The sequence below is a fragment of the Stenotrophomonas maltophilia genome (assembly GCF_039555535.1).
Taxonomy (GTDB): Bacteria; Pseudomonadota; Gammaproteobacteria; order Xanthomonadales; family Xanthomonadaceae; genus Stenotrophomonas; species Stenotrophomonas maltophilia_Q.
The window spans coordinates 2,445,147-2,466,397 of the sequence record NZ_CP154630.1 but is presented as its reverse complement, the minus strand read 5'-3'; the positions used below and the strand labels follow the sequence as shown (position 1 = coordinate 2,466,397).

General features: G+C 61.7%; 20 protein-coding genes and 1 pseudogene. 18 read left to right on the top strand and 3 right to left on the bottom strand.

The window, feature by feature from the left end; genetic code table 11:
* Positions 1 to 202 precede the first annotated feature (202 nt).
* The 7 genes from AASM09_RS11465 to nudE all read left to right on the top strand — a co-directional run bounded on the left by AASM09_RS11465 (position 203) and on the right by nudE (position 8,879).
* On the top strand, positions 203 to 1,687 hold the full coding sequence (locus AASM09_RS11465; protein WP_086016262.1) for a SulP family inorganic anion transporter: 1,485 nt from the start codon (positions 203 to 205) through the stop codon (positions 1,685 to 1,687).
* A 10-nt stretch (positions 1,688 to 1,697) separates the two neighbouring features.
* Entirely contained in the window at positions 1,698 to 2,588 is an 891-nt protein-coding gene (locus AASM09_RS11460; protein ID WP_046272807.1) for a universal stress protein, read from the top strand.
* Between the two features lie 24 nt (positions 2,589 to 2,612).
* Entirely contained in the window at positions 2,613 to 3,779 is a 1,167-nt protein-coding gene (gene cfa / locus AASM09_RS11455; RefSeq protein ID WP_005413430.1) for a cyclopropane fatty acyl phospholipid synthase, read from the top strand.
* A 266-nt stretch (positions 3,780 to 4,045) separates the two neighbouring features.
* Positions 4,046 to 4,435, top strand: a complete 390-nt coding sequence (locus AASM09_RS11450; RefSeq protein ID WP_046272806.1) for a TraR/DksA family transcriptional regulator — start codon at positions 4,046 to 4,048, stop codon at positions 4,433 to 4,435.
* A gap of 69 nt (positions 4,436 to 4,504) precedes the next feature.
* The gene (gene pnp, locus AASM09_RS11445) at positions 4,505 to 6,709 is read left to right on the top strand and encodes a polyribonucleotide nucleotidyltransferase (protein ID WP_005413428.1); all 2,205 of its coding nucleotides are present in this window, start codon (positions 4,505 to 4,507) and stop codon (positions 6,707 to 6,709) included.
* Positions 6,706 to 8,313 (top strand): chaperonin GroEL, encoded by a 1,608-nt coding sequence (groL, locus tag AASM09_RS11440; protein ID WP_343368459.1) that lies wholly within the window; start codon positions 6,706 to 6,708, stop codon positions 8,311 to 8,313. The genes pnp and groL overlap by 4 nt, the downstream gene beginning before the upstream one ends.
* Positions 8,313 to 8,879, top strand: coding sequence for an ADP compounds hydrolase NudE (gene nudE / locus AASM09_RS11435; RefSeq protein WP_343368458.1), 567 nt, complete (start codon positions 8,313 to 8,315; stop codon positions 8,877 to 8,879). Before groL ends, nudE begins: the two co-directional genes overlap by 1 nt.
* Before the next feature lie 134 nt (positions 8,880 to 9,013).
* Here the strand turns inward: nudE and AASM09_RS11430 are convergent.
* Together AASM09_RS11430 and AASM09_RS11425 are read right to left on the bottom strand one after the other, a co-directional pair.
* Positions 9,014 to 9,154: pseudogene (locus AASM09_RS11430) on the bottom strand (ISL3 family transposase); the annotation flags it as partial.
* 100 nt (positions 9,155 to 9,254) lie between these two features.
* Complete coding sequence (locus AASM09_RS11425) at positions 9,255 to 10,862, bottom strand: peptide chain release factor 3 (RefSeq protein WP_005413425.1); 1,608 nt, start codon at positions 10,860 to 10,862, stop codon at positions 9,255 to 9,257.
* 362 nt (positions 10,863 to 11,224) lie between these two features.
* Between AASM09_RS11425 and AASM09_RS11420 the strand changes: the two genes are divergently transcribed.
* Positions 11,225 to 12,277, top strand: a complete 1,053-nt coding sequence (locus AASM09_RS11420; RefSeq protein WP_049432850.1) for a DNA-binding protein — start codon at positions 11,225 to 11,227, stop codon at positions 12,275 to 12,277.
* 20 nt (positions 12,278 to 12,297) lie between these two features.
* Here the strand turns inward: AASM09_RS11420 and AASM09_RS11415 are convergent, their stop codons facing one another.
* Positions 12,298 to 13,056, bottom strand: a complete 759-nt coding sequence (locus tag AASM09_RS11415) for a hypothetical protein (protein ID WP_234026164.1) — start codon at positions 13,054 to 13,056, stop codon at positions 12,298 to 12,300.
* A 125-nt stretch (positions 13,057 to 13,181) separates the two neighbouring features.
* On the opposite strand from AASM09_RS11415, the gene AASM09_RS11410 reads away from it, so the two are divergent.
* The 10 genes from AASM09_RS11410 (at position 13,182) to copD (ending at position 21,147) form a co-directional block, all read left to right on the top strand.
* Positions 13,182 to 13,532 (top strand): helix-turn-helix domain-containing protein, encoded by a 351-nt coding sequence (locus AASM09_RS11410; protein WP_049432857.1) that lies wholly within the window; start codon positions 13,182 to 13,184, stop codon positions 13,530 to 13,532.
* A 174-nt stretch (positions 13,533 to 13,706) separates the two neighbouring features.
* Positions 13,707 to 14,126: a transcriptional regulator CopL gene (gene copL / locus AASM09_RS11405; protein ID WP_012480218.1), complete on the top strand. Its 420-nt coding sequence runs from the start codon at positions 13,707 to 13,709 to the stop codon at positions 14,124 to 14,126.
* A 113-nt stretch (positions 14,127 to 14,239) separates the two neighbouring features.
* Positions 14,240 to 16,108: a copper resistance system multicopper oxidase gene (locus AASM09_RS11400; RefSeq protein ID WP_012480217.1), complete on the top strand. Its 1,869-nt coding sequence runs from the start codon at positions 14,240 to 14,242 to the stop codon at positions 16,106 to 16,108.
* Complete coding sequence (locus AASM09_RS11395) at positions 16,105 to 17,373, top strand: copper-binding protein CopB (protein ID WP_005413421.1); 1,269 nt, start codon at positions 16,105 to 16,107, stop codon at positions 17,371 to 17,373. The genes AASM09_RS11400 and AASM09_RS11395 overlap by 4 nt, the downstream gene beginning before the upstream one ends.
* A 12-nt stretch (positions 17,374 to 17,385) precedes the next feature.
* Entirely contained in the window at positions 17,386 to 18,156 is a 771-nt protein-coding gene (locus AASM09_RS11390) for a c-type cytochrome (protein ID WP_005413420.1), read from the top strand.
* Positions 18,140 to 18,685, top strand: a complete 546-nt coding sequence (locus AASM09_RS11385; RefSeq protein ID WP_223224792.1) for a nuclear transport factor 2 family protein — start codon at positions 18,140 to 18,142, stop codon at positions 18,683 to 18,685. The genes AASM09_RS11390 and AASM09_RS11385 overlap by 17 nt, the downstream gene beginning before the upstream one ends.
* Before the next feature lie 14 nt (positions 18,686 to 18,699).
* Positions 18,700 to 19,224 carry a DUF411 domain-containing protein gene (locus AASM09_RS11380; protein ID WP_012480214.1) on the top strand — a complete coding sequence of 175 codons (525 nt, stop codon included), beginning with the start codon at positions 18,700 to 18,702 and terminating at the stop codon, positions 19,222 to 19,224.
* A gap of 70 nt (positions 19,225 to 19,294) precedes the next feature.
* Positions 19,295 to 19,645 carry a four-helix bundle copper-binding protein gene (locus tag AASM09_RS11375; protein WP_012480213.1) on the top strand — a complete coding sequence of 117 codons (351 nt, stop codon included), beginning with the start codon at positions 19,295 to 19,297 and terminating at the stop codon, positions 19,643 to 19,645.
* Positions 19,646 to 19,823: 178 nt separating this feature from the next.
* A complete protein-coding gene (copC, locus tag AASM09_RS11370) occupies positions 19,824 to 20,207 on the top strand; it encodes a copper homeostasis periplasmic binding protein CopC (protein WP_005413416.1) in 384 nt (127 codons plus the stop codon).
* A 10-nt stretch (positions 20,208 to 20,217) separates the two neighbouring features.
* Positions 20,218 to 21,147, top strand: a complete 930-nt coding sequence (gene copD, locus AASM09_RS11365; protein ID WP_017354978.1) for a copper homeostasis membrane protein CopD — start codon at positions 20,218 to 20,220, stop codon at positions 21,145 to 21,147.
* Positions 21,148 to 21,251: the final 104 nt, after the last annotated feature.

Sequence of the window (21,251 nt, the reverse complement as noted above, 5' to 3'; positions counted from 1 at the left end):
GCAACTATGCAGATTGTGCTAGGCTCTCCAGCCAGCGGCCGCAAACAACAGCGGACCCAACTCTACTCCCGAGCCAGTGCCCATAGTGATTACGCCGCCCTAAATCCTGTCATCGGATCAAGCCCGCAAGCGGGCTTAGGGTTGTTATTTCGTAAATCACACTGTTGGCCCGACGACCAGTCGGGACTAGGGATATTCTGTTTTGACTACGCTTACTCGACTGCGCCAGGACTGGCTCGGCAATATTCGTGGCGACTTGCTTGCCGGCATAGTTGTTGCGCTCGCTCTAATTCCTGAGGCCATTGCGTTCTCAATTATTGCCGGGCTTGATCCCCAGGTGGGCCTCTACGCCTCATTCTGCATTGCAGTGGTTATCGCCTTTACCGGCGGTCGTCCGGGAATGATCTCGGCAGCTACCGGGGCCATGGCGCTGCTGATGGTTGGCTTGGTGAAGGAGCACGGACTGCAGTATTTGTTGGCAGCGACGCTCCTAACCGGGATGCTGCAGATCTTGGCTGGCACGTTTAGGCTCGGGGCGTTGATGCGTTTCGTCTCGCGCTCGGTCATCACCGGTTTTGTCAATGCGCTGGCGATCCTGATTTTCCTGGCGCAGCTCCCCGAGCTAACCAACGTCCCTTGGACCGTTTATGCGATGGTCGCCGCAGGGTTGGCCATCATCTATCTGTTGCCACGCGTGACCAAGGTCATTCCCTCGCCGCTGGTGGCCATCGTGGTCCTGACGATAGTCGCGCTCCTGCTCAAGCTTGATATCCGCACCGTGGGGGACATGGGCGAACTACCCGACAGCTTGCCGGTGTTCTTGTTGCCTGATGTTCCCTTGAATCTAGAGACACTGAAGATCATTTTCCCGGTTTCCGCCACATTGGCGGTCGTGGGCCTGCTGGAATCGATGATGACTGCAAAGATCGTCGATGATCTGACCGATACGCCGAGCAACAAAAACCGCGAAGCGGTCGGTCAGGGCATAGCCAACATCGCATCCGGCTTTGTTGGCGGCATGGCCGGTTGCGCCATGATTGGCCAGTCTGTCATCAACGTTAAGTCCGGCGGTCGTGGTCGCCTCTCATCACTGGCCGCGGGCGTATTCCTATTGTTGATGGTGGTATTTGCAGGCCCTTGGGTAAAGCTGATTCCCATGGCGGCGCTGGTCGCTGTAATGATCATGGTCTCCATTGGCACTTTCAACTGGGGTTCACTGGCGGCACTTAAGGCAAATCCCAAGACTTCTAGTGTGGTGATGATCGCCACAGTTATCGTGACGGTGTCCACCCATGATCTGGCAAAGGGCGTTTTGATCGGCGTACTGCTCTCGGGGCTGTTCTTTGCTCGCAAGGTAGGCCAGGTGCTTCATATCGGCTCCACTTCTGAAGAAGGTGGGCGTCTGCGGTGCTACACCGTGACCGGGCAGGTTTTCTTTGCCTCGGCTGACCAGTTCATTGCTAGCTTCGATTTCCGCGAGGCTTTGGAGCGCGTTCAAATTGACGTGGGCCGTGCCCACTTCTGGGATCTCAGCGCGGTGGGCGCACTGGACACGGTTGTGGTGAAGTTCAGGCGTGAAGGTACTGAGGTCGAAATCCTAGGAATGAACGAAGCCAGTGCGACGCTGGTGGATCGCTTGGGCGTCCACGACAAGCCCGACGCCGTCGAGCGGCTGATGGGCCACTGAGGAAGCAACCATGACAGACAAGATTGGACACTCCCATATAGATCACAGCGGCAGTGTATTGGCCGCCACCGACGCATCCGCTTACAGCGAGAGCGTGGCGCATTACGCCGCTTGGGCAGCGCACAGACTGGAAGCCCCGCTGGAATACCTTCATGTGCTTGACCGCCATCCGGAAGCGGCCAGTACCGCGGACTTCAGTGGGAACCTCGGAGCGGATGCCCAGCCCAGGTTGCTGGAAGGGCTCGCCTTGCTGGACGAGACCCGCAGCAAGCTGGGCCAAGAACGAGGCCGCCTAGTGCTGCAACAGGCCAAGGGGATTGCGGCCGCTTTCCATGGCATCGAGGCGGAGACGCGGATGCGGCATGGGTCCTTGGTGGACACCCTCATCGAGTTGGAAGGCGATGCACGCCTGTTTGTCCTTGGCAAGCGTGGCGAGCATGCGGATTTCGCCAAGGGACACCTGGGCAGCCAACTGGAACGCGTGGTACGTGCAGTCCATCGCCCATTGCTGGTGGCGTCGCGCAGCTACACGGAAATCGAACGCGTGCTGATCGCGTTCGATGGGAGCGCCACGACCCGCAAGGGCGTGGAAATGGTGGCGGCCAGCCCGTTGTTCAGTGGACTCGATATCCGTGTGCTCACCGTCGGAGCGACCAATGCCACAAACGAAGCCGCATTGCGCTGGGCGCTGGACACGCTGGCCGCGGCCGGATTGTCTGCGGCCGGCGCGGTGCGACCGGGCGAAGCGGAAGAGGTGATCGGCCATTACATCCGTGACGAGCATGTGGATCTGCTGGTCATGGGGGCCTATGGCCACTCGCGTATCCGCCAGCTGATTGTCGGCAGCACCACCACCACGATGCTGCGCACCTGCCGCGTCCCGGTGCTCCTTCTCCGTTGACGCCAACCACCGGCAGTAAGTCAAATGACCGAAGCATCAACCAAGCATAAATCCACTGAAACAATCAATCGAAACCACCTCCATCGAATGATGGACGAACTGCTGGAGATCGCTGATGTTCGACTGGGCGGTGATCGCCCATGGGATATCCGGTTGCTGGTCGATGGCGTCCCGGAGCGCGTATTTGCACAGGGCAATCTCGGCCTTGGGGAAAGTTACATGAACGGCGCATGGGAGTGCGATCGGCTGGACGAACTGTTCGATCGCATCCTGCGTGCGCGGCTCGATCGCCACGTCAAACCGTTGCGGCTCATGTTTCATTCGCTACGGGCCAAGCTGCTGAATCGGCAGACATCGCGACAGGCCTGGGAAGTCGGCGAGGCCCATTACGACCTCGGGAATGATTTCTACACGGCAATGCTGGACCCGCGCATGACCTACACCTGCGGCTACTGGGCCGATGCGAAGAACCTGGCGGAGGCGCAGGAAGCCAAGCTCGACATGATCTGCCACAAGTTGCGCCTGGAGCCCGGCATGCGGGTGCTCGACATCGGTTGTGGCTGGGGCAGCTTCATGGCGTACGCCGCCGAGCACTACGGCGTTGAGTGCGTGGGGGTGACGGTTTCGAAGGAGCAGACCGCATGGGCGACGGAGCGTTATGCCGACCTGCCACTGGAGTTCCGGCTGCAGGACTACCGCTCCATCAACGAGCGCTTCGATCGCATCGCCAGCGTCGGCATGTTCGAGCATGTGGGTCGCAAGAACCATCGCAGCTACATGGAAGTAGCTCATCGCTGCCTGGCCGATGACGGCCTGTTCCTGCTTCACACCATCGGCAAGAACCGGCGCAAGTCCACTACCGACCCGTGGATCGATCGCTACATTTTCCCGAACGGCGAGTTGCCGTCGATTGGCCAGATCGGTGATGCTTGCGACGAGCTCTTCGTCGTCGAGGATCTGCACAACTTCGGCGCCGACTACGACAACACATTGATGGCGTGGCATGCCAACTTCGAGCAGGCATGGCCTCATTTCGAGGACGAACTGGGGCAACGGTTCCATCGGATGTGGCGCTACTACCTGTTGTCCTGCGCCGGTGCATTCCGCGCCCGCGACCTGCAACTGTGGCAGTGGGTGCTGTCCAAGGATGGGGTTCGTGGCGGCTATCAGCGCCCAGAAGGCCCGAGGTAATCCCCCGTCGTTTGACGGGGGACTTGACATGCTATGATTTAGTGAAATTCACGATACAACACCCCTCCGCCTGTCTCGTCGATCTTGAGGATGGCCTCAAGCTCTACTAGGTGATGTGGTTTCCGCACAATGGGGTGCGGTTCAGAGGGTCAAGACGAGGCTCTCTCATGACCACTCCAATCTAACGCTCACTTCTTGGCCGCGGGCGCAATGCCCGCTTCCGGATGCCGCTCCCGGCATACCGCCTACCAAGATGAGGAGTCACCATGTCCGTACACGTTCAAAGTCTGGACGAATTCTTCAGCATGCTCGTAGAGGAGCAGCGGGACATTCGCATCACCCTCGCCGGTTTGGAAGACGCGGGCCAACCCGTCGCCCTCGATCAGACCACGCAAGGCCGCGTCAGCAGGATCGACGCCATCTCCCAGCAGCACATGGCCAAGGCGGGCAGCAGTCGCCTGATGATCCAGTTGGATCGGATCAAGGCGGCGCTGGATCGCTACGAATCGGGGCGCTACGGCATTTGCTGCCGATGTGAACTCGAAATCGGGCATGGCCGTTTGATGGCCGATCCCGCCGCGCCTTTTTGCCTGGAGTGCACCGAGGAACTGGCCGAGGCGAAACAGCACAACATGCGCCGAAACGCCGGTCGCTGAGTCCGCGCGGCACCCATTGGGCCGCCTCTGCGGTGGTCGGCATATCCTTGTTGATGAAAGGAAAACATAATGAATCTGATGACGAATGCACCGGCTAAATTACCGGTCGTGAAGCGCTGCGCCTTCGGGGCGCATGAACTCACCCTCGAAACCGGCGAGATCGCCAAGCAGGCGTCCGGCGCGGTCATAGTCCGCATGGGCGATACGGTGGTGCTGGTAACCGCGGTCGGCAGCAAGCGCGCGAAAGATGGACTCGACTTCTTCCCGCTCACCGTCGAGTACCGGGAGCGCTTCTACGCAGGCGGTCGTATCCCCGGTGGTTTCTTCAAGCGCGAGGGTCGCCCGACCGAAAAGGAAATCCTGACCTCGCGCCTGATCGACCGGCCGGTAAGACCACTGTTTCCCGATCAGTTCCGCCACGAGGTCCAGGTCATTGCGACCGTGCTGTCCGTCGATCCGTTGATCGATCCCGATATTCCAGCCATGGTCGGCGCCTCCGCCGCGCTGCGCTTGTCGGGGTTGCCGTTCAAGGGGCCGATTGGAGCGGTCCGCATCGGCCGCCACGGCGACAGTTTTCTGGTCAACCCGACCACCGAAGAGCTCAAGGCCTCCGACCTCAATCTGGTCGTCGCCGGCACCCGGCACGGCGTGTTGATGGTCGAGTCCGAAGCCAACGTGCTCTCGGAGGAGATCATGCTGGCGGCGGTGTCGCTTGGCCACCACGCCATGCAGCCCGTGATCGAAGCGATCGAGGAACTCGCCCAAGAAGCGAAGGTGACCAAGTGGGAGTGGAGCCATCCACCACGCGACCTGGCCCTGGCCGATACGGTGCGCACACAGATTGGAAACAACCTCAACAGCGCCTTGCTGATCACCGACCGGATCGCACGCAAGAAACGAGTGCAGGCGATCAGAAATGAAGTGTTGATTGCGCTAGCTGCACCGACGACCTCGGCAACGGGTTGGGAGGTCGCCCAAGTCCGCGCGGAGCTGGACGACCTCGAGTACACCGCTGTGCGCCGCATGGTGCTGCAGGATCGGCGTCGGCTGGACGGTCGCGGTCTCGAAGACGTACGTCCGATCTCGATCCAACTCGGCGTGCTGCCGCGCACTCATGGCTCGGCGGTGTTCACACGCGGCGAAACCCAAGCCATCGTGACCACCACGCTCGGCACTACGCGTGACGGCCAGGTCATCGATGCCGTCACCGGCGAGTACAAGGAACACTTCCTTTTCCACTACAACTTCCCGCCTTACTGCGTCGGCGAGACGGGTCCGATGATCGGCCCAAAGCGACGCGAAATCGGCCACGGCCGTCTGGCCAAGCGTGGCGTCGCCGCGATCATGCCGTCGATGGAAGCATTCCCTTACACCATTCGAATAGTGTCGGAGATCACCGAGTCCAATGGTTCTTCCTCGATGGCTTCAGTGTGCGGCAGCTCGCTGGCCCTGATGGCTGCGGGCGTTCCGGTCAAGGGGCCTGTGACAGGCATCGCCATGGGCCTGGTCAAGGAAGGCGATCGGTTCGCGGTGCTGTCCGACATCCTGGGTGACGAGGACCACCTGGGCGATATGGATTTCAAGGTCGCCGGCACTATCGACGGTATCTCGGCCCTGCAGATGGACATCAAGATCGACGGCGTGACCGCCGAGATCATGGAGGTGGCATTGGCGCAGGCGCGAGAAGGGCGACTGCACATCCTTCGGGAGATGGCCAAGGCCATCCAGGCCCCGCGCGAGCAGATGTCGGAGTTCGCACCGCGCCTGCTGACGATCAAGATCCATCCGGACAAGATCCGCGAGGTGATCGGCAAGGGCGGGGCCACCATCCAGGCGCTCACCAAGGAAACTGGCACGCAGATCGATATCCGGGACGACGGCACGATCGTGATCGCTTCGACCAGCGGCGGAGCCGCCGACACGGCGCGCAGGCGTATCGAACAGATCACGGCCGAAATCGAACCGGGTCGGGTCTACGAAGGTAAGGTGGCAAAGGTGCTTGACTTCGGCGCGTTCGTCACCATCGCGCCGGGCAAGGTCGGACTGGTGCACGTCTCGCAGATTTCTGACGAGCGAGTGGAAAACCCGAATTCCGTTCTGTCGGAAGGGGATGTGGTGAAGGTCAAGGTCCTGGAAGTGGACATGCAGGGTCGGGTTCGGCTTTCGATGAAGGCGGTGGACGGAACGAAAGTGTTGCTGCCGGAGTCGGCGTATGCCGGGGGTTCTGGCGGCTCCCCTCCGGCATGCGTTTTTATTGCGGAGGAACGGTCATGACGCACAGAGAGATCCTTTTCGATAATGATGCGCGGCTGCGCCTGCTGCGCGGCGTCAACATTCTCGCCAATGCCGTCAAGGCCACCCTGGGCCCGAAGGGCCGCAACGTCGTGCTCGAAAAGAGCTTCGGCGCCCCGACCATCACCAAGGACGGCGTGTCTGTCGCCAAGGAAATCGAACTGGCTGACAAGTTCGAGAACATGGGCGCGCAGATGGTGAAGGAAGTTGCTTCCCGCACCAACGATGACGCCGGCGACGGCACCACCACCGCCACCGTGCTGGCCCAGGCCCTGATCCGCGAAGGCGCCAAGGCCGTTGCTGCCGGCATGAACCCGATGGACCTCAAGCGCGGTATCGACAAGGCCGTGATCGCCGCCGTCGCCGAGCTGAAGAACATCTCCAAGCCGACCACCGACGACAAGGCGATCGCCCAGGTCGGTACGATCTCGGCCAACTCCGACGAATCGATCGGCAACATCATCGCCGAAGCGATGCGCCGCGTGACCAAGGAAGGCGTGATCACCGTTGAAGAAGGCTCGGGCCTGGAAAACGAGCTGGACGTCGTCGAAGGCATGCAGTTCGACCGCGGCTACCTGTCCCCGTACTTCATCAACAACCAGCAGTCGCAGACCGCTGACCTGGACGATCCGTACGTGCTGCTGCACGACAAGAAGATCGCCAACGTGCGCGACCTGCTGCCCGTGCTGGAAGGCGTGGCCAAGTCCGGCAAGCCGCTGCTGATCATCGCCGAAGACATCGAAGGCGAAGCGCTGGCGACTCTGGTGGTCAACACCATCCGTGGCATCGTCAAGGTCGTGGCCGTCAAGGCACCGGGCTTCGGCGACCGTCGCAAGGCGATGCTGGAAGACATGGCCGTGCTGACCGGCGGCACCGTGATCTCCGAGGAAATCGGTCTGTCGCTCGAAAAGGCGACGATCAAGGACCTGGGCCGCGCCAAGAAGGTGCAGGTCTCCAAGGAAAACACCACGATCATCGATGGCGCCGGCGAGAAGGCCAACATCGAATCGCGTGTCACCCAGATCAAGACCCAGATCGAAGACACCTCGTCGGATTACGACCGCGAGAAGCTGCAGGAGCGCGTTGCCAAGCTGGCCGGCGGCGTGGCGGTGATCAAGGTCGGTGCGTCGACCGAGATCGAGATGAAGGCAAAGAAGGCCCGCGTCGAAGACGCCCTGCACGCCACGCGTGCGGCGGTGGAAGAAGGCATCGTCCCGGGCGGCGGCGTCGCGCTGCTGCGCGCCAAGGCCGCGATTGCAGGCCTGAAGGGCGCCAACGAAGACCAGAACCACGGCATCCAGATCGCCCTGCGCGCGATGGAAGCACCGCTGCGCGAGATCGTCGCCAACGCCGGTGAAGAGCCATCGGTCGTGGTCAACAAAGTCAAGGAAGGCAGCGGCAATTTCGGCTACAACGCCCAGACCGGCGAATACGGCGACATGGTCGCGTTCGGCATCCTCGATCCGACCAAGGTCACCCGCTTGGCCTTGGAGAATGCGGCCGCTGCTGCCCGCATGTTCCTCAGCAGCGGCGTCGCGATTGCCGAAGCAGAACCGCCGGGCGCGGTGCAATCGGAAGACGGCTGATGTCCCGCCTCAACACGATCCTGCGCCTACCGGTCATCCATCGGGCTGATGCGACCGAGCTCGGCCCGTATTGCCTGGAACAGGTGCATCTCGAATTCGCGAACGGGGAGCGACGGCTCTACGAGCGGCTCCACACCCGCTCACCTGGAAGCGTCATCATCGCCGCGATGCCCGATCCGCACACGGTACTTTTGATTCGCGAGTACGCGGTGGGCACCCATCGATACGAACTTGGCCTGCCCAAGGGACGTATGGACCCCGGCGAGTCGATTCTCGAGGCCGCCAATCGCGAGCTGAAGGAAGAGGTCGGAATGGGCGCCAAGGTTATGCGCTATCTGCGGCCACTGATCTTGGCCCCCACCTACATGAGCAACGCCATCCATCTGGTACTGGCGGAGGACCTGTACCCGGAGCGCTTGCCGGGGGACGAACCCGAAGAGCTCGAGGTGGTCCCTTGGCAGCTCGATCGCCTCCACGAATTGGCCCTGCGCGAGGACTGCTCTGAAGCGTGCTCGATCGCGTCGCTGTTCATCGTGCGCGAGGTGATGCGGGAGCGTGGGGGTTAGACGTCCGGCATCAATGCCTATCGAGCACGCGGTCGACGTCCGCGCCGATCAATTGCCGATTCGACCGGAGGTGAGGGGTTCATGAACGTGATGGTTTCCCCTGCGCTGCACGCGACCCACGGCTTGGGAGTGTCGCAGTGCTCGCAGTACATCGTCCGCGCCGATGGCTTGAGGTAGATCGTGACGGTCCGGCTGTCATCCTCAGGCCACGCCACGCGCTCTACCCGATAGCCTTCCCGGCCATCCAGCTTTTCGATCGTCTTCCGGTCCAGCATGGCTGCATCCTCGAATCTAGGAAATCAGGCCTCAAGGGCACCGTTGGTCAGCCGAGGCTCCACGGTAATCCGCAAAGAACCATTTTTACACGGACAACCCCTAGTCCGCGCGACCCACGGCTTGGGAGTGCTCGCGTGTGGCTGTGAAGCAAATCTTCGGTGCACGTTCCTGCGCCATCTGCAGGTTGACGCGACTGGGTGCCAGGTAGACCAGGGCTCCGGAAGCATCGAGCGCAAGATGGGTTGCCGCCTTCTCACGGAACTCTTCGAGATCGGAATCGCTCTCAGCCTGGATCCAGCGCGCAGTGTGGATCTGGACCGGTTCGAAACTCGCTTCCACGCCGTACTCGTCCTTTAACCGATAGGCCACCACCTCGAACTGCAGGGTTCCGATTGCCCCGAGGATCAGGTCGTTGGACAACAGTGGCCGGAAAAACTGCGTGGCTCCCTCTTCAGACAACTGGGTCAGACCCTTTTGCAAATGCTTGAGACGCAACGGGTCCCGCAGGCGGATGCGCCGGAACAGCTCGGGGGCAAAGCTCGGTATGCCGGTGAACTGCAACGGATCGCCGACGGTGAACGTGTCGGCGATGGCGATCGTGCCGTGGTTATGAATGCCAATGACGTCGCCCGGGTAGGCGTGCTCGGCCAACTCACGCTCGGACGCCATGAACGTCAAGGCATCGCCAAGCCGCATCTCCTTGCCCGTGCGGACATGGAGTGCCTTGATGCCGTGCTGATAGCTGCCGGAGCACACGCGCAGGAAGGCGACGCGGTCGCGATGCAATGGATCCATATTGGCCTGGATCTTGAACACGAAGCCACTGAAAGCCGGCTCCTCTGGCGAAACCTTCCTCAGGGATGCGTCGCGTGGCTTGGGTGCCGGCGCATGCGTGACGAAGAAGTCGAGCAGCAACTGGACACCAAAGTTGTTCACCGCCGAGCCGAAGAATACCGGAGTCTGCAGACCTGCCAAATACAGTTCGCGATCGAAGGGATGAGACGCGCCCTGAACCAGGGCCAGCTCCTCCCGGACCTCATCGAGGAGCTGCGCTCCGACGCGCTTGACCAGTGCAGGATCCTCTATGGATGGGAAGATCGTCGAATCCTGTCGCGTGAAGTTCTTGCCAGTTTCGAACAGGTGGACCTCGCCGGTCATCAGATGGATCACGCCCTTGAGCCTCGATCCCATGCCGATCGGCCAGGTGATCGGTGCGCAGGGGATGTCGAGGACGCGCTCGACCTCGTCCAGCAGTTCGACCGGCGACTTGCCTTCGCGGTCGAGCTTGTTGATGAAGGTCATGATCGGCGTGTCCCGCAGCCGACAGACCTCCATCAGCTTGATCGTGCGCTCTTCCACGCCCTTGGCGCAGTCGATGACCATCAGCGCCGAATCGACCGCGGTCAGCACACGGTAGGTGTCCTCGGAGAAGTCGGCATGCCCCGGCGTATCGAGCAGGTTGACGATGCGGCCATCGTAGGGGAACTGCATCACCGACGAGGTGACCGAAATGCCGCGTTCCTTCTCCAGCGTCATCCAGTCGGACGTGGCGTGCTTGGCTGACTTCCGGGACTTGACGCTACCGGCCTGGCGAATGGCGCCGCCAAACAACAGAAACTTCTCGGTCAGGGTGGTTTTCCCGGCATCCGGGTGCGAAATGATGGCAAACGTGCGGCGGCGCGCGGCCTCCGCGGTATGGGTCGGCATAAGACTCCCTCAAGCGCTGTGCGCTGTAACCACGTCTTGACGATCTAGGCCCAGGCTGGGTCTAGGGCGGCATTGGCGTGGTCGTGGGAGAAGAATGGGCCATTCGCGCTCAATTTTAACCCAGCACGAGGCCCCTCTGGATGGCCTGGTCGATAGAGGTGCCATAGGCGTCTGCAGGGGCGTCTCCTCTCGGACCGTTTCGTACGTGCCACCGGTGAAATCTGGAGCAAAAAGACGATCAGGCGGGATAATTCAATATTATCCCGTATAACTATTTTCGCCGACGAGCGGTCGTCTACCTGCTTTAATAGTATGTAATTACATGGTATGTAATACATTACGAAATAAAGTGAGGTGGCACGATGGCGCGCGCAGGACTCTATAAGAGTGACGTCCAGAAGGCGCGCGACGCGCTGCTGGCCCAACGCAAGAAGCCGTCAGTCGACGCGGTGCGAGTGGCCTTGGGCAACACGGGCTCCAAGACCACGATCCACCGCTACTTGCGTGAACTGGAAGGAGAGGAAGGCGGCGGTCCGGCGAGGACGGTAGCCGTTAGTGATGCTTTGCAGGACTTGGTTGCGCGCTTGGCCTCGCGGCTCCAGGAGGAAGCAGAGTCCATCCTCACCCAGGAGCGTGAGCGCCATCAGGCTGAGCTCCACAGTCGGCAACAGGCGCTTTCCGGTGCCCAAGAGGAGGCTGCCGCCTTGAGCAGTCGGCTGCAGCGCACCGAAGCAAGCCTGCACCAAGAGCAAGCTGCTCACGCCCTCCTTCAACAGAATCTAGGTGACAGGATCGCGGAAATCGCCCAGTTGAACGAGCGCATCGCTGGCATGACGGTGCGGCTGGCTGATCATGAGGCGCATACGCGTTCTCTGGAGGACAAGCATGCCCATGCCCGGGAAGCGCTTGAGCACTACCGCACTTCAACCAAAGAGCAGCGTGAGCAAGAGCTTCGCCGTCACGAGCATCAGGTCCAAGAGCTGCAAGTAGCCTTACGTCAGGCCAATGAAGCCTTGGGCGCGAAGAATCAGGAGCTGTTGGTGCTGAACCGCGACAATGGTCAATGGCTGGAGCGCCACGGGCGGATTGAGCGTGAGCTTGCCCAGCTACGACAGGCCCACGAAGGCCAACACAGCGAGGTCGTGGCGTTGCGCCAGACCGCGACGGACTATTTGGCACTGCAGGAGCGCTGGAAGACTGACGCCAAGACCTTGGATACCATGCGCAACGAGCTAGCTCAAGTTCAAGACACCCTTGCGCGGGAGCGTGAGCGCCGCGAGAGCGCTGAAGCCGATGCGTTGCGTGCCAATGCACGTCTTGAAGCGCTAGAGCCTCTACTGAATCAACTGACGCCAGCACAAAATGCGGTGAAGAAAACTAGGCGCGGCCATGCGCAAGATGGGGGAGCCGACTGACGAGGCTGCTCGTTTGTCTGCTAGCGGCTGGGGTGGCGCTCACCTGTCCAGTACGCCCATTCCATAGGGACGACCCAATCTACAAACAGTTTGGCTACTGAGGACTCCGGTGCCAAATGATAGGGATTGAACATGCCTTGCTCGGGCGAACTGGTCATCAGGTAGCGCAGGCGCTTCTGGACCTCCTGAAAGATGGCTTCCCGCACATGGGCGCTGTCGTGCACGCCAAGACGCATCGCCACCGAGGCACCTTGGCGTACCGCCGCCCAGCAGCAGTAACGCCACCGCGCGATCGGCAAGCCCCGCGGTCCGGATTGAAAGACGAACCCCACATCACGTGCCCAGCCTGGGTCGAAGTGATGTTTGAGCAATTGCTGCTCCAGAAACTGCTCGGTCTCCCAGAGTGCAAGTTCATCCCACAGCTCCAGTTTCGCGTCCGCCAAGTCTACATCGTGTGCCATATCGCCGAGTTGGTCTTCCAGCACCGGGAGCAGGTGCCTGCGCTCGTGGGTAGACCAGGCGAAAGCCCATTGCAGATCTTCGATGGGCGTGACCTCGGCATCGGGGCGGATCTGCCATCGATCGGCTGGCCAGGGAACTTGGATCAAGGCCAAGTCTCGCAGCGTGTCCAGCACCAGCAAGGTGGAGCGGCGTGTGGGCGCCACCGGTAGGCGTCGTAGCTGCGCGGCTAACAGTGCGGCTAGGAAAAGGGTGCCACGAAGGCCCAACTCCTCGATGCTGGCGACCCCAGATGGCGTCATTGACGAGGTTCCGGGCATGCGGTTTCCGGGGATGAGGGAGCGGCGTGGCTCCTGGGGGGGGGGGGGCGGCGCTACCGGTGTCGCCGGTTGCCTCAAAGCTAAGAATATCTTAGTATGCAAGGCTGGGTACATCCGCCATCCTTATGGGGTCTCCATGGGGTGCGCGCGTGACTTTGTCCGTCGACTCAACACCGACCTTCGCTCGACGCCTCAAACAAGCCCGCCTGCACACGGGTTTGTCGCAGAAGGAGTTGGGCATCCGGGCCGGTCTGGATCCTCACGTGGCCAGCCCCCGAATCAACCAGTACGAGCGTGGCAAGCACGAGCCCATGCTGGAGATTGCTGAGTGGTTGGCCCAAGCGTTGGGGATCCCCGCCGCCTTCCTTTACACCGACGATGATCTGCTGGCCAAGTTGCTCCTGCGCTGGGGCTCGCTAAGCAAGCAGCAGAAGCGCGAGTTGGTGAAGCTGATCGAGGCCACGCCCGAGAAGTAAACCGAACAAGCGCTCGCCCTATGGGCAACTCTTCGCCTCAACCCGCCCTTTGGGCGCTTCTGGAGGGAGCTGCAGTGTCCGCGGCTAGTGCGACTGACAAGTCGCGACATCTCAGGCTTACTTGAGATTTTGTTCACGACCGATACACACGCGCCTTGTCTAAAGTGATATACCATGTCGCCCGTGTCAGCCTCCTCACTTCTACTGCGACTGTTCCTGATCGCCATGCTCGTGCTTAACGGCGCGTGGTCGGCGTTTGCGTCCGTCAGTATGAACCCGGTCATGGAAGAGCAGGCCAGCGAAGTGGCTGCCGCGGTGCAAGTCGACGAAGACTGCTTCGCCCATCACAGTGCTGAGCATCATCCCGATGCCACATCGATTGAAAAGGCTGGCACTGGGCATGGCGACCATGCCGGTCCCGACTGTTGCAAGTCTTCTGCGTGCCGGTGCGCCTGCGTACACGCTTGCGCGAGCGCACTTCCTGCGCGCCTGCATGTTTCGGTGCAACTGGCCTTGGGCCTGGATGTCATGCCGCTGCCCCTAGGGCATGCGGCACCTGCCTTGCCTCATCTGATCCGACCACCGATCGGCTAAGCGTCCCTAGGCGCCGCAATGGCGCCGTTGGTGTGGCTTGCATGCCTGTTTAGGCCAGCCGCCCGCTCTGTACCACCGCCCGCCGGTGGCAACACGACGCTTGGAGCATTTTCATGTCGCATGATGATTTTCGTGGTCCACGCGGTGGACCGCTGCTGCCTTCGCGGCGGCGATTTGTCCAAGGCTTGGCCTTGGGAGGCGCAGTCGCAGGATTAGGTTTCTGGCCCAAAGCCAGTTGGGCGCTCAAGGGGCCGGGACAACCCAACGTACTATCGGGCACTGAGTTTGACCTGACCATTGGCGAGACGCCGATGAACTTCACCGGCAAGACCCGCACCGCGATCACGGTCAACGGGTCCGTTCCGGCGCCGTTGCTGCGGTGGCGGGAAGGCACCACGGTCAACTTGCGCGTCTCTAATGCATTGCCCGCTAACTCCATCCATGGCGCGGACACCTCCATCCATTGGCACGGCATCATTTTGCCGGCCAACATGGACGGCGTGCCGGGTCTGAGCTTTGACGGTATCGGACGTGGTGAGACCTACCACTACCGGTTCACCCTGCATCAGGGCGGAACCTACTGGTACCACAGCCACTCAGGGTTCCAGGAACAAGCCGGGCTCTATGGCCCGATCGTCATCGACCCATTGGAGCCGGAGCCCTTCAGTTTCGATCGCGACTACGTCGTGATGCTGAGCGATTGGACAGACCTGGACCCGACGGCCCTGTTCGATCGTTTGAAGAAGATGCCGGGCCATGACAATTACTACAAGCGCACGGTCGGCGATTTTGCGCGCGATGTGAAGCGCAACGGCCTGTCGGCCACGTTGGAAGATCGCAAGATGTGGGGCGTGATGCGGATGACGCCCACGGACCTGTCCGACGTCAACGCCAACACCTACACCTACCTGATGAACGGCACGACCTCACTGGGCAACTGGACCGGTTTGTTCCGCAGTGGCGAGAAGGTGCGCCTGCGTTTCATCAATGGCTCTGCCATGACGTACTTCGATGTGCGTATTCCGGGGCTGAAGATGACCGTGGTGGCGGCAGATGGCTTGTATGTCCATCCGGTTTCCGTCGACGAGTTCCGCATCGCGGTAGCAGAAACCTTCGATGTGATCGTGGAGCCCTCCGGGCAGGACGCATTCACCATCTTTGCCCAAGACTCCGGTCGCACCGGCTACATCAGCGGCACGCTCGCTGTGCGCGAAGGATTACGCGCGCCCGTTCCGTCTGTGGATCCCCGGCCGCTGCTGACGATGGCAGACATGGGCATGGATCATGGGTCGATGGATATGTCTGGCGGCAGCAAGGGCATGGAAGGCGGCTGTGGTGCGGCCATGGGCATGCCTGGCATGACCCCACCTGTCAGCGGTAACGCGACCTCGGCCCATGCAGGCCATGCGATGCCCGCCGCCGGCGATGGTGCCATGGCAGGCATGCAGCACGGGGGCATGCAATCACACCCTGCTAGCGAGACCAACAATCCCCTGTTGGACAACCAAGCCATGAGTGTGAGTTCGCGCTTGGATGATCCGGGCAATGGCCTGCGCGATAACGGCCGTCATGTGCTGACGTATTCCATGCTCAAGAGCACCTTTGAAGACCCTGACGGACGCGACCCCGGTCGCGAGATCGAGCTGCATCTGACCGGACACATGGAGAAATTCTCCTGGGGCTTCAACGGTCAGAAGTTTTCCGATGTCGAGCCGCTGCGGCTGAACTACGGCGAGCGTATGCGCATCGTATTGGTTAACGACACGATGATGACCCATCCCATCCATTTGCACGGCATGTGGAGTGACGTGGAGGACGACAACGGCAACTTCATGGTGCGCAAGCACACGGTGGATATGCCGCCAGGTAGCCGACGCACGTATCGCGTGCGTGCCGATGCGTTGGGCAGCTGGGCGTTCCATTGCCACCTGCTTTATCACATGGAAGCCGGAATGATGCGCACGGTGAGGGTCGACGAATGAACATCAATAGACGCGATACCACCCTGACTGCGCTGACGGCTATCTCGCTGGCCCTGGCCAATGCGGCCAGCGCCCAATCTATGCAGCACGGCTCCATGCAGATGGAGCAGGGCGCGCAGACCCAGACTCAGGATCACTCTGCACATCAGGCACCGACATCAAAACCTGCGCCAGCCCAAAAGCCTGCAACACCGGCCAAGACGAGCGAAGCGACGATCGATCATGCGGCGATGGGCCACGCCGAGCCGCAGGCTAACGCAGCCGAGCCTGCCATGCAGGGCATGGACCATTCGCAGATGGGGCACGGCTCGCCCGCGAGCACACCTGCGGCGCCCACAGCGCAGGCGCAGTCGATGCAGGGCATGGATCACAGTCAGATGGCACAGCCCGCTGCAGCCGACACCTCCGGCACGGCCACGCCTGCGATGCAGGGGATGGACCATTCGCAGATGGGCCATGATTCGCCCGCGCCCGCTACACCAGAAGCGGGAATGCAATCGATGGAGGGCATGGACCACAGTCAGATGGGACACGGGCCTGCAGCGCCAACGCAGCCGCGCACCCCGATTCCCGCGGTGACGGACGCGGATCGCAAGGCGGCCATCGCGCCGGAACACGCGCATCCGGTGCATGACAACTCGATCAAGAGCTACGTGCTGCTCAATCGCCTGGAAACCTGGGATGCCGATCCGGGCACCGGGCTGGGCTGGGAGGGCCAGGGCTGGATCGGTACGGACCTCAATCGCGTCTGGCTCCGCAGTGAAGGCGAACGCACGGATGGTCAGACCGAGTCGGCTGATCTGGAAGTGCTTTACGGCCGCAGTATCTCCACGTGGTGGGATGTGGTGGCCGGTGTGCGTCATGACTTCAAGCCTGGGGCATCGCAGAACTTCGCCGCTATCGGTGTACAGGGCTTGGCGCCGATGAAGTTCGAAGTGTCCGCCACAGCCTATCTCGGCGAAGGGGGCCAGACTGCCGCCAATGTCGAGGCCGAGTACGAATTGCTGCTAACCAACCGGCTGATCTTGCAGCCGCTGGTGGAAGTCACCGCCTATGGCAAGAACGATCCATTGCGCGGGATAGGTTCGGGTCTGAGTGCCGCTGAGGCGGGGCTACGACTTCGCTATGAGTTCACCCGAAAGTTCGCTCCCTACATCGGCGTGGTGTACGAGCGCGCGTTTGGCAATACCGCAGACATGCGACGCGAGCATGGCGAGTCCTTTGAAGACACGCGCTTGGTCATCGGCCTTCGTACCTGGTTCTAAGGGGAACTGACAATGAAATCCAACAAAAAGATGTGGGTATGGCTCGGTGCCGGCGTGGCATTGGTTGCGGTGGTCGCAACCGCCACGCTCTCTCTGGGCGTGTACAACGTGGCCGCCGACGATCCGCATAGTCGCCCGGTGTATGCGCTACTTGAAACGGCGCGCGAGCGTTCCATTGAGGTGCGCGCCGCCAAGCTTCAGCTACCCACGAACCTTGATGATCCTGAGCGTATCCGCCAGGGTGCGGGCAACTACAACGCCATGTGCGTGACCTGCCATCTTTCACCAGACGCGGCGGCCACCGAGATGAGCAAGGGCCTGTACCCCGCGCCACCGAACCTAAGCAAACAGCCGGTCGCTCCAGCTGAGGCGTTCTGGGTGATCAAGCACGGCATCAAGGCCAGCGGCATGCCCGCTTGGGGCGGCAGCATGGACGATGAGTTCATATGGAACATGTCGGCCTTCCTGCAGAAGTTGCCCACGCTGGACGCGACTGCGTACAAGGAACTTGTCGACAGCAGCGAGGGCCATTCGCATGGCGGCGGCGAGACGCAAGGCCACCATGACGACGAAAAGGCCGAGGATCACCCTGCCTTATTCGAGCCGGGCAACAACTCCATGCCGCATGCGCACCCGCCGGGCGTGGACGACGATCACCACGGCCCGACACCCAGCGACACGGAAGTCGGGTTGGTGAGCCACGGCCATCCCGACGGCAAGGTGGAGTCGCACCCTGCACCACACACGCCCGTGGCCGATGACGGCCATGCGCACCCCCATTGATCTTCTTGGAGCCCACGCAATGAACGCAACAGCAATCTCGTTCACCCTCGCACTGGCACTGGCCGTCGTGTCCCCCGCAATGGCGCAGGCGACACAGCCGCACGCACATCACCCCGCTGCCGCGGCATCTGCGGACGTCGACGTCCCAGTCACTGCAGAGGCCGCGGTCGCCGTAGCGGAGCGTTTCAACAGGGCCCTGTCTAGCGGCGATCTGGCCACGGTCGAAGCCCTGCTCGCTGCCGACGTTCTCATCCTCGAGTCCGGGGGCGCCGAACGCAGCCGCGAGGAATACATGGGCCATCACGCAGTCAGCGATGCGGCGTTCCTCAAGGGCGCCCATCGCCAGCTGCTCCGTCAGCGCGCACGAGCCGCTGGCGAGTTCGCGTGGGTCGGAACCGAAAGCGAGTTGCATGCCCAGAAGGACGGCCAGCCACTGACCGTCCAGAGCGACGAGACGATGGTGCTGAAGGAGACCGCGGACGGCTGGCGGATCGTCCACATCCACTGGTCCTCGCGGACCAAGCGCTGAGTCGAGAGATTGAAATGACTACGCTCACATTGCACCGTCTGACTTTTGTGGTCCTTGCCGTGGCTGGTCTGGGTGCTTGCACCCAGGATGCTTCATCCGCGCAACCCACAACCTCGCCCTCCGCACAGGTTGTCGTCCAATCAGCCGACGCGACTCCAGCAGCCCTGCCACGCATGACCGTCCACAAGACCCCGACCTGCGGGTGCTGCGGTGTCTGGATCGACCACGTGCAGAAGGCGGGATTCACCGTGGATGTGCACGACATGGATGACCTGGGTCTGGTCAAGGAGCGGTTGGGTGTCCCCTATGCAAAGGGCTCCTGCCACACGGCCGAGATCGGCGGATACGTCATCGAAGGCCACGTTCCGGCCGCGGACATCAAGCGTCTCCTCGAAGAAAAGCCGAACGCACGCGGCCTGGTCCTCCCAGGGATGCCGCTTGGTTCTCCGGGCATGGAGGTCCCGGAGGGACGCCAGCAGCCGTTCACGGTCGAGCTGATACATCGCGACGGAACCACTGAACCGTTCGCACAGCACTGATCCGTCGCAGCAACAGGGGACGGTGTTGCGGGCGCGCCGATTCTCGCCCGCGAGGAAGAAGGAGAACTACATGACTCACCATTCCGCAGCACACCGGCCCCAGGCCATGAACGAGTGCATCGACAACTGCACGCAATGCCATGCGATCTGCCTGGAGACCATCAACTACTGCCTGACCAAAGGAGGTGTTCACGCGGCCCCGGAGCACATCGCCCTGTTGGCGACGTGTGCCGATACCTGCGCAACCAGTGCCGACGCGATGCTGCGCGGTGCCAGCGTTCACGACGTGGTTTGCGGTGCCTGCGCGGAGATCTGCCGCCAGTGCGCCGATGCATGCGACGCCATGAACGACCCTGAGATGACGCGCTGCGCCGAAGTTTGTCGCCGCTGCGCGGAAAGCTGCAGCGCCATGGCAGCGTAATGCGTCGAGGATCCCGCCTGAGCCGGTGGGATCCTCGTCTCGCGAAAGCGGAAGTATCAAGAAAATCCGACAAATCGTGGTTTCAGTGACAGTCCGACATCTAACGCTTGTCGCATCGAACACAGCGCGGCCCCTCCCGAACGGGCTTTGCATCACATTCCAATGAGGATTTATCCATATGAAGTCGTCCAACGTCATTCGCTCCTTCGCGCTCGTCCTCGCAATCGCGGCCGGGCAGTTTTCGCTGCAGGTCGCGCACGCCCACGCCGCGCTGCAGCAGTCCACACCGGCGGCAAATGCGGTGGTGGCCTCGCCAGGCCAGATCGATCTCGTGTTCAACGAGACATTGATTCCGCGGGCGTCGCGTCTCAAGTTGCTCATGAAGCACGGCAGTTCCACCATGCCGATCGAGAATTTCACGACCGAGATCGTCAACAACGGCAAGACCCTGCGTGCCAAGTTGCCTGGACCGCTGGCTCCGGGCGTCTATACCGTGGAATACCGCGCCGTCGGTGGTGACAACCACCCCATGCCGGGCAGCTTCAGCTTCACGGTGCGCTGAGGAGTCGCGAATGTTCGACCTGTCGGCTTATGCACTGAGATTCTTGGAATACCTTGTCATCATGGTTCTTTTCGGGGTTCCACTCTTCGGTTGGTACGGGTCGCGTCGATCGGCACTCGCCGACGCCTTGGCCGGGTGGTCACTCATGGGCGTTCTATTGGCGGGTGCCGTAGCCGGTCTCGTGCTCACCGGGCTCGATGTCGTCTTCAAGACCGCGGGCATCATGGGAATGCCGCTTGCCGAGGTTGATCGCGCATCGCTTGGCTGGTATCTGCTCGAGACGTCCGCGGGCCGGGCAGCCATGGCGAGAGGCGCGCTGCTGGTCGCCCTGATGTTCGTGCTCGGATGGCATCGTCGCCGCGGGAAGGTGGAGACCGCCTTCCCGCTGGGGGCGATGCTGGCGGGCGGCGCACTCGCTTCGCTGGCATGGAACGGCCACGCCGCCGCTGGCGAGGGCTTGGCAGGCGCGGTCCGGCTTGCTGCAGGCATCGTCCATCTTCTCGCGGCAGGCGGCTGGATCGCAGCGGTCCTGATGTTCCTTGCCATGCTGCTGCGCGGCAAAGAGACGAACGGCAGCGGGCGTCTGCGATCAACGCATGACTTTCTGCATGGTTTTTCGACGCTGGGAACGATCTTCGTTGGTGCGCTCATCGTGTCCGGCATCGCGCACTACGGGGATCTCACCGCGTGGTCGTTTTCGGCCCTGTTCCAGAGCACCTACGGGAAGTTGCTGCTTTTCAAACTGGCCCTGTTCGCTGGAATGCTGGGTTTGGGAGCGCTGCACCGATGGACGCTGGTGCCGCGCTTGGAACGAGCGCTGACCAGCGGAGATCCCGCGCAGGAGGTGCGGGCTTTGCGGCAGAGTGTTACGGCTGAGGCCGCGCTGGCCATCTTGATCCTGATTGTTGTTTCAGTGCTCGGGACGCTCAGCCCCGAATAGCTGTGTAACCCGCAATGGCACACTGCCTTGGCAGTCCATCCCCACTAAAGCGAGCATCGGCATGAACTCACCGTCGTCCCATGACCATCACCATTCTGCAGGCG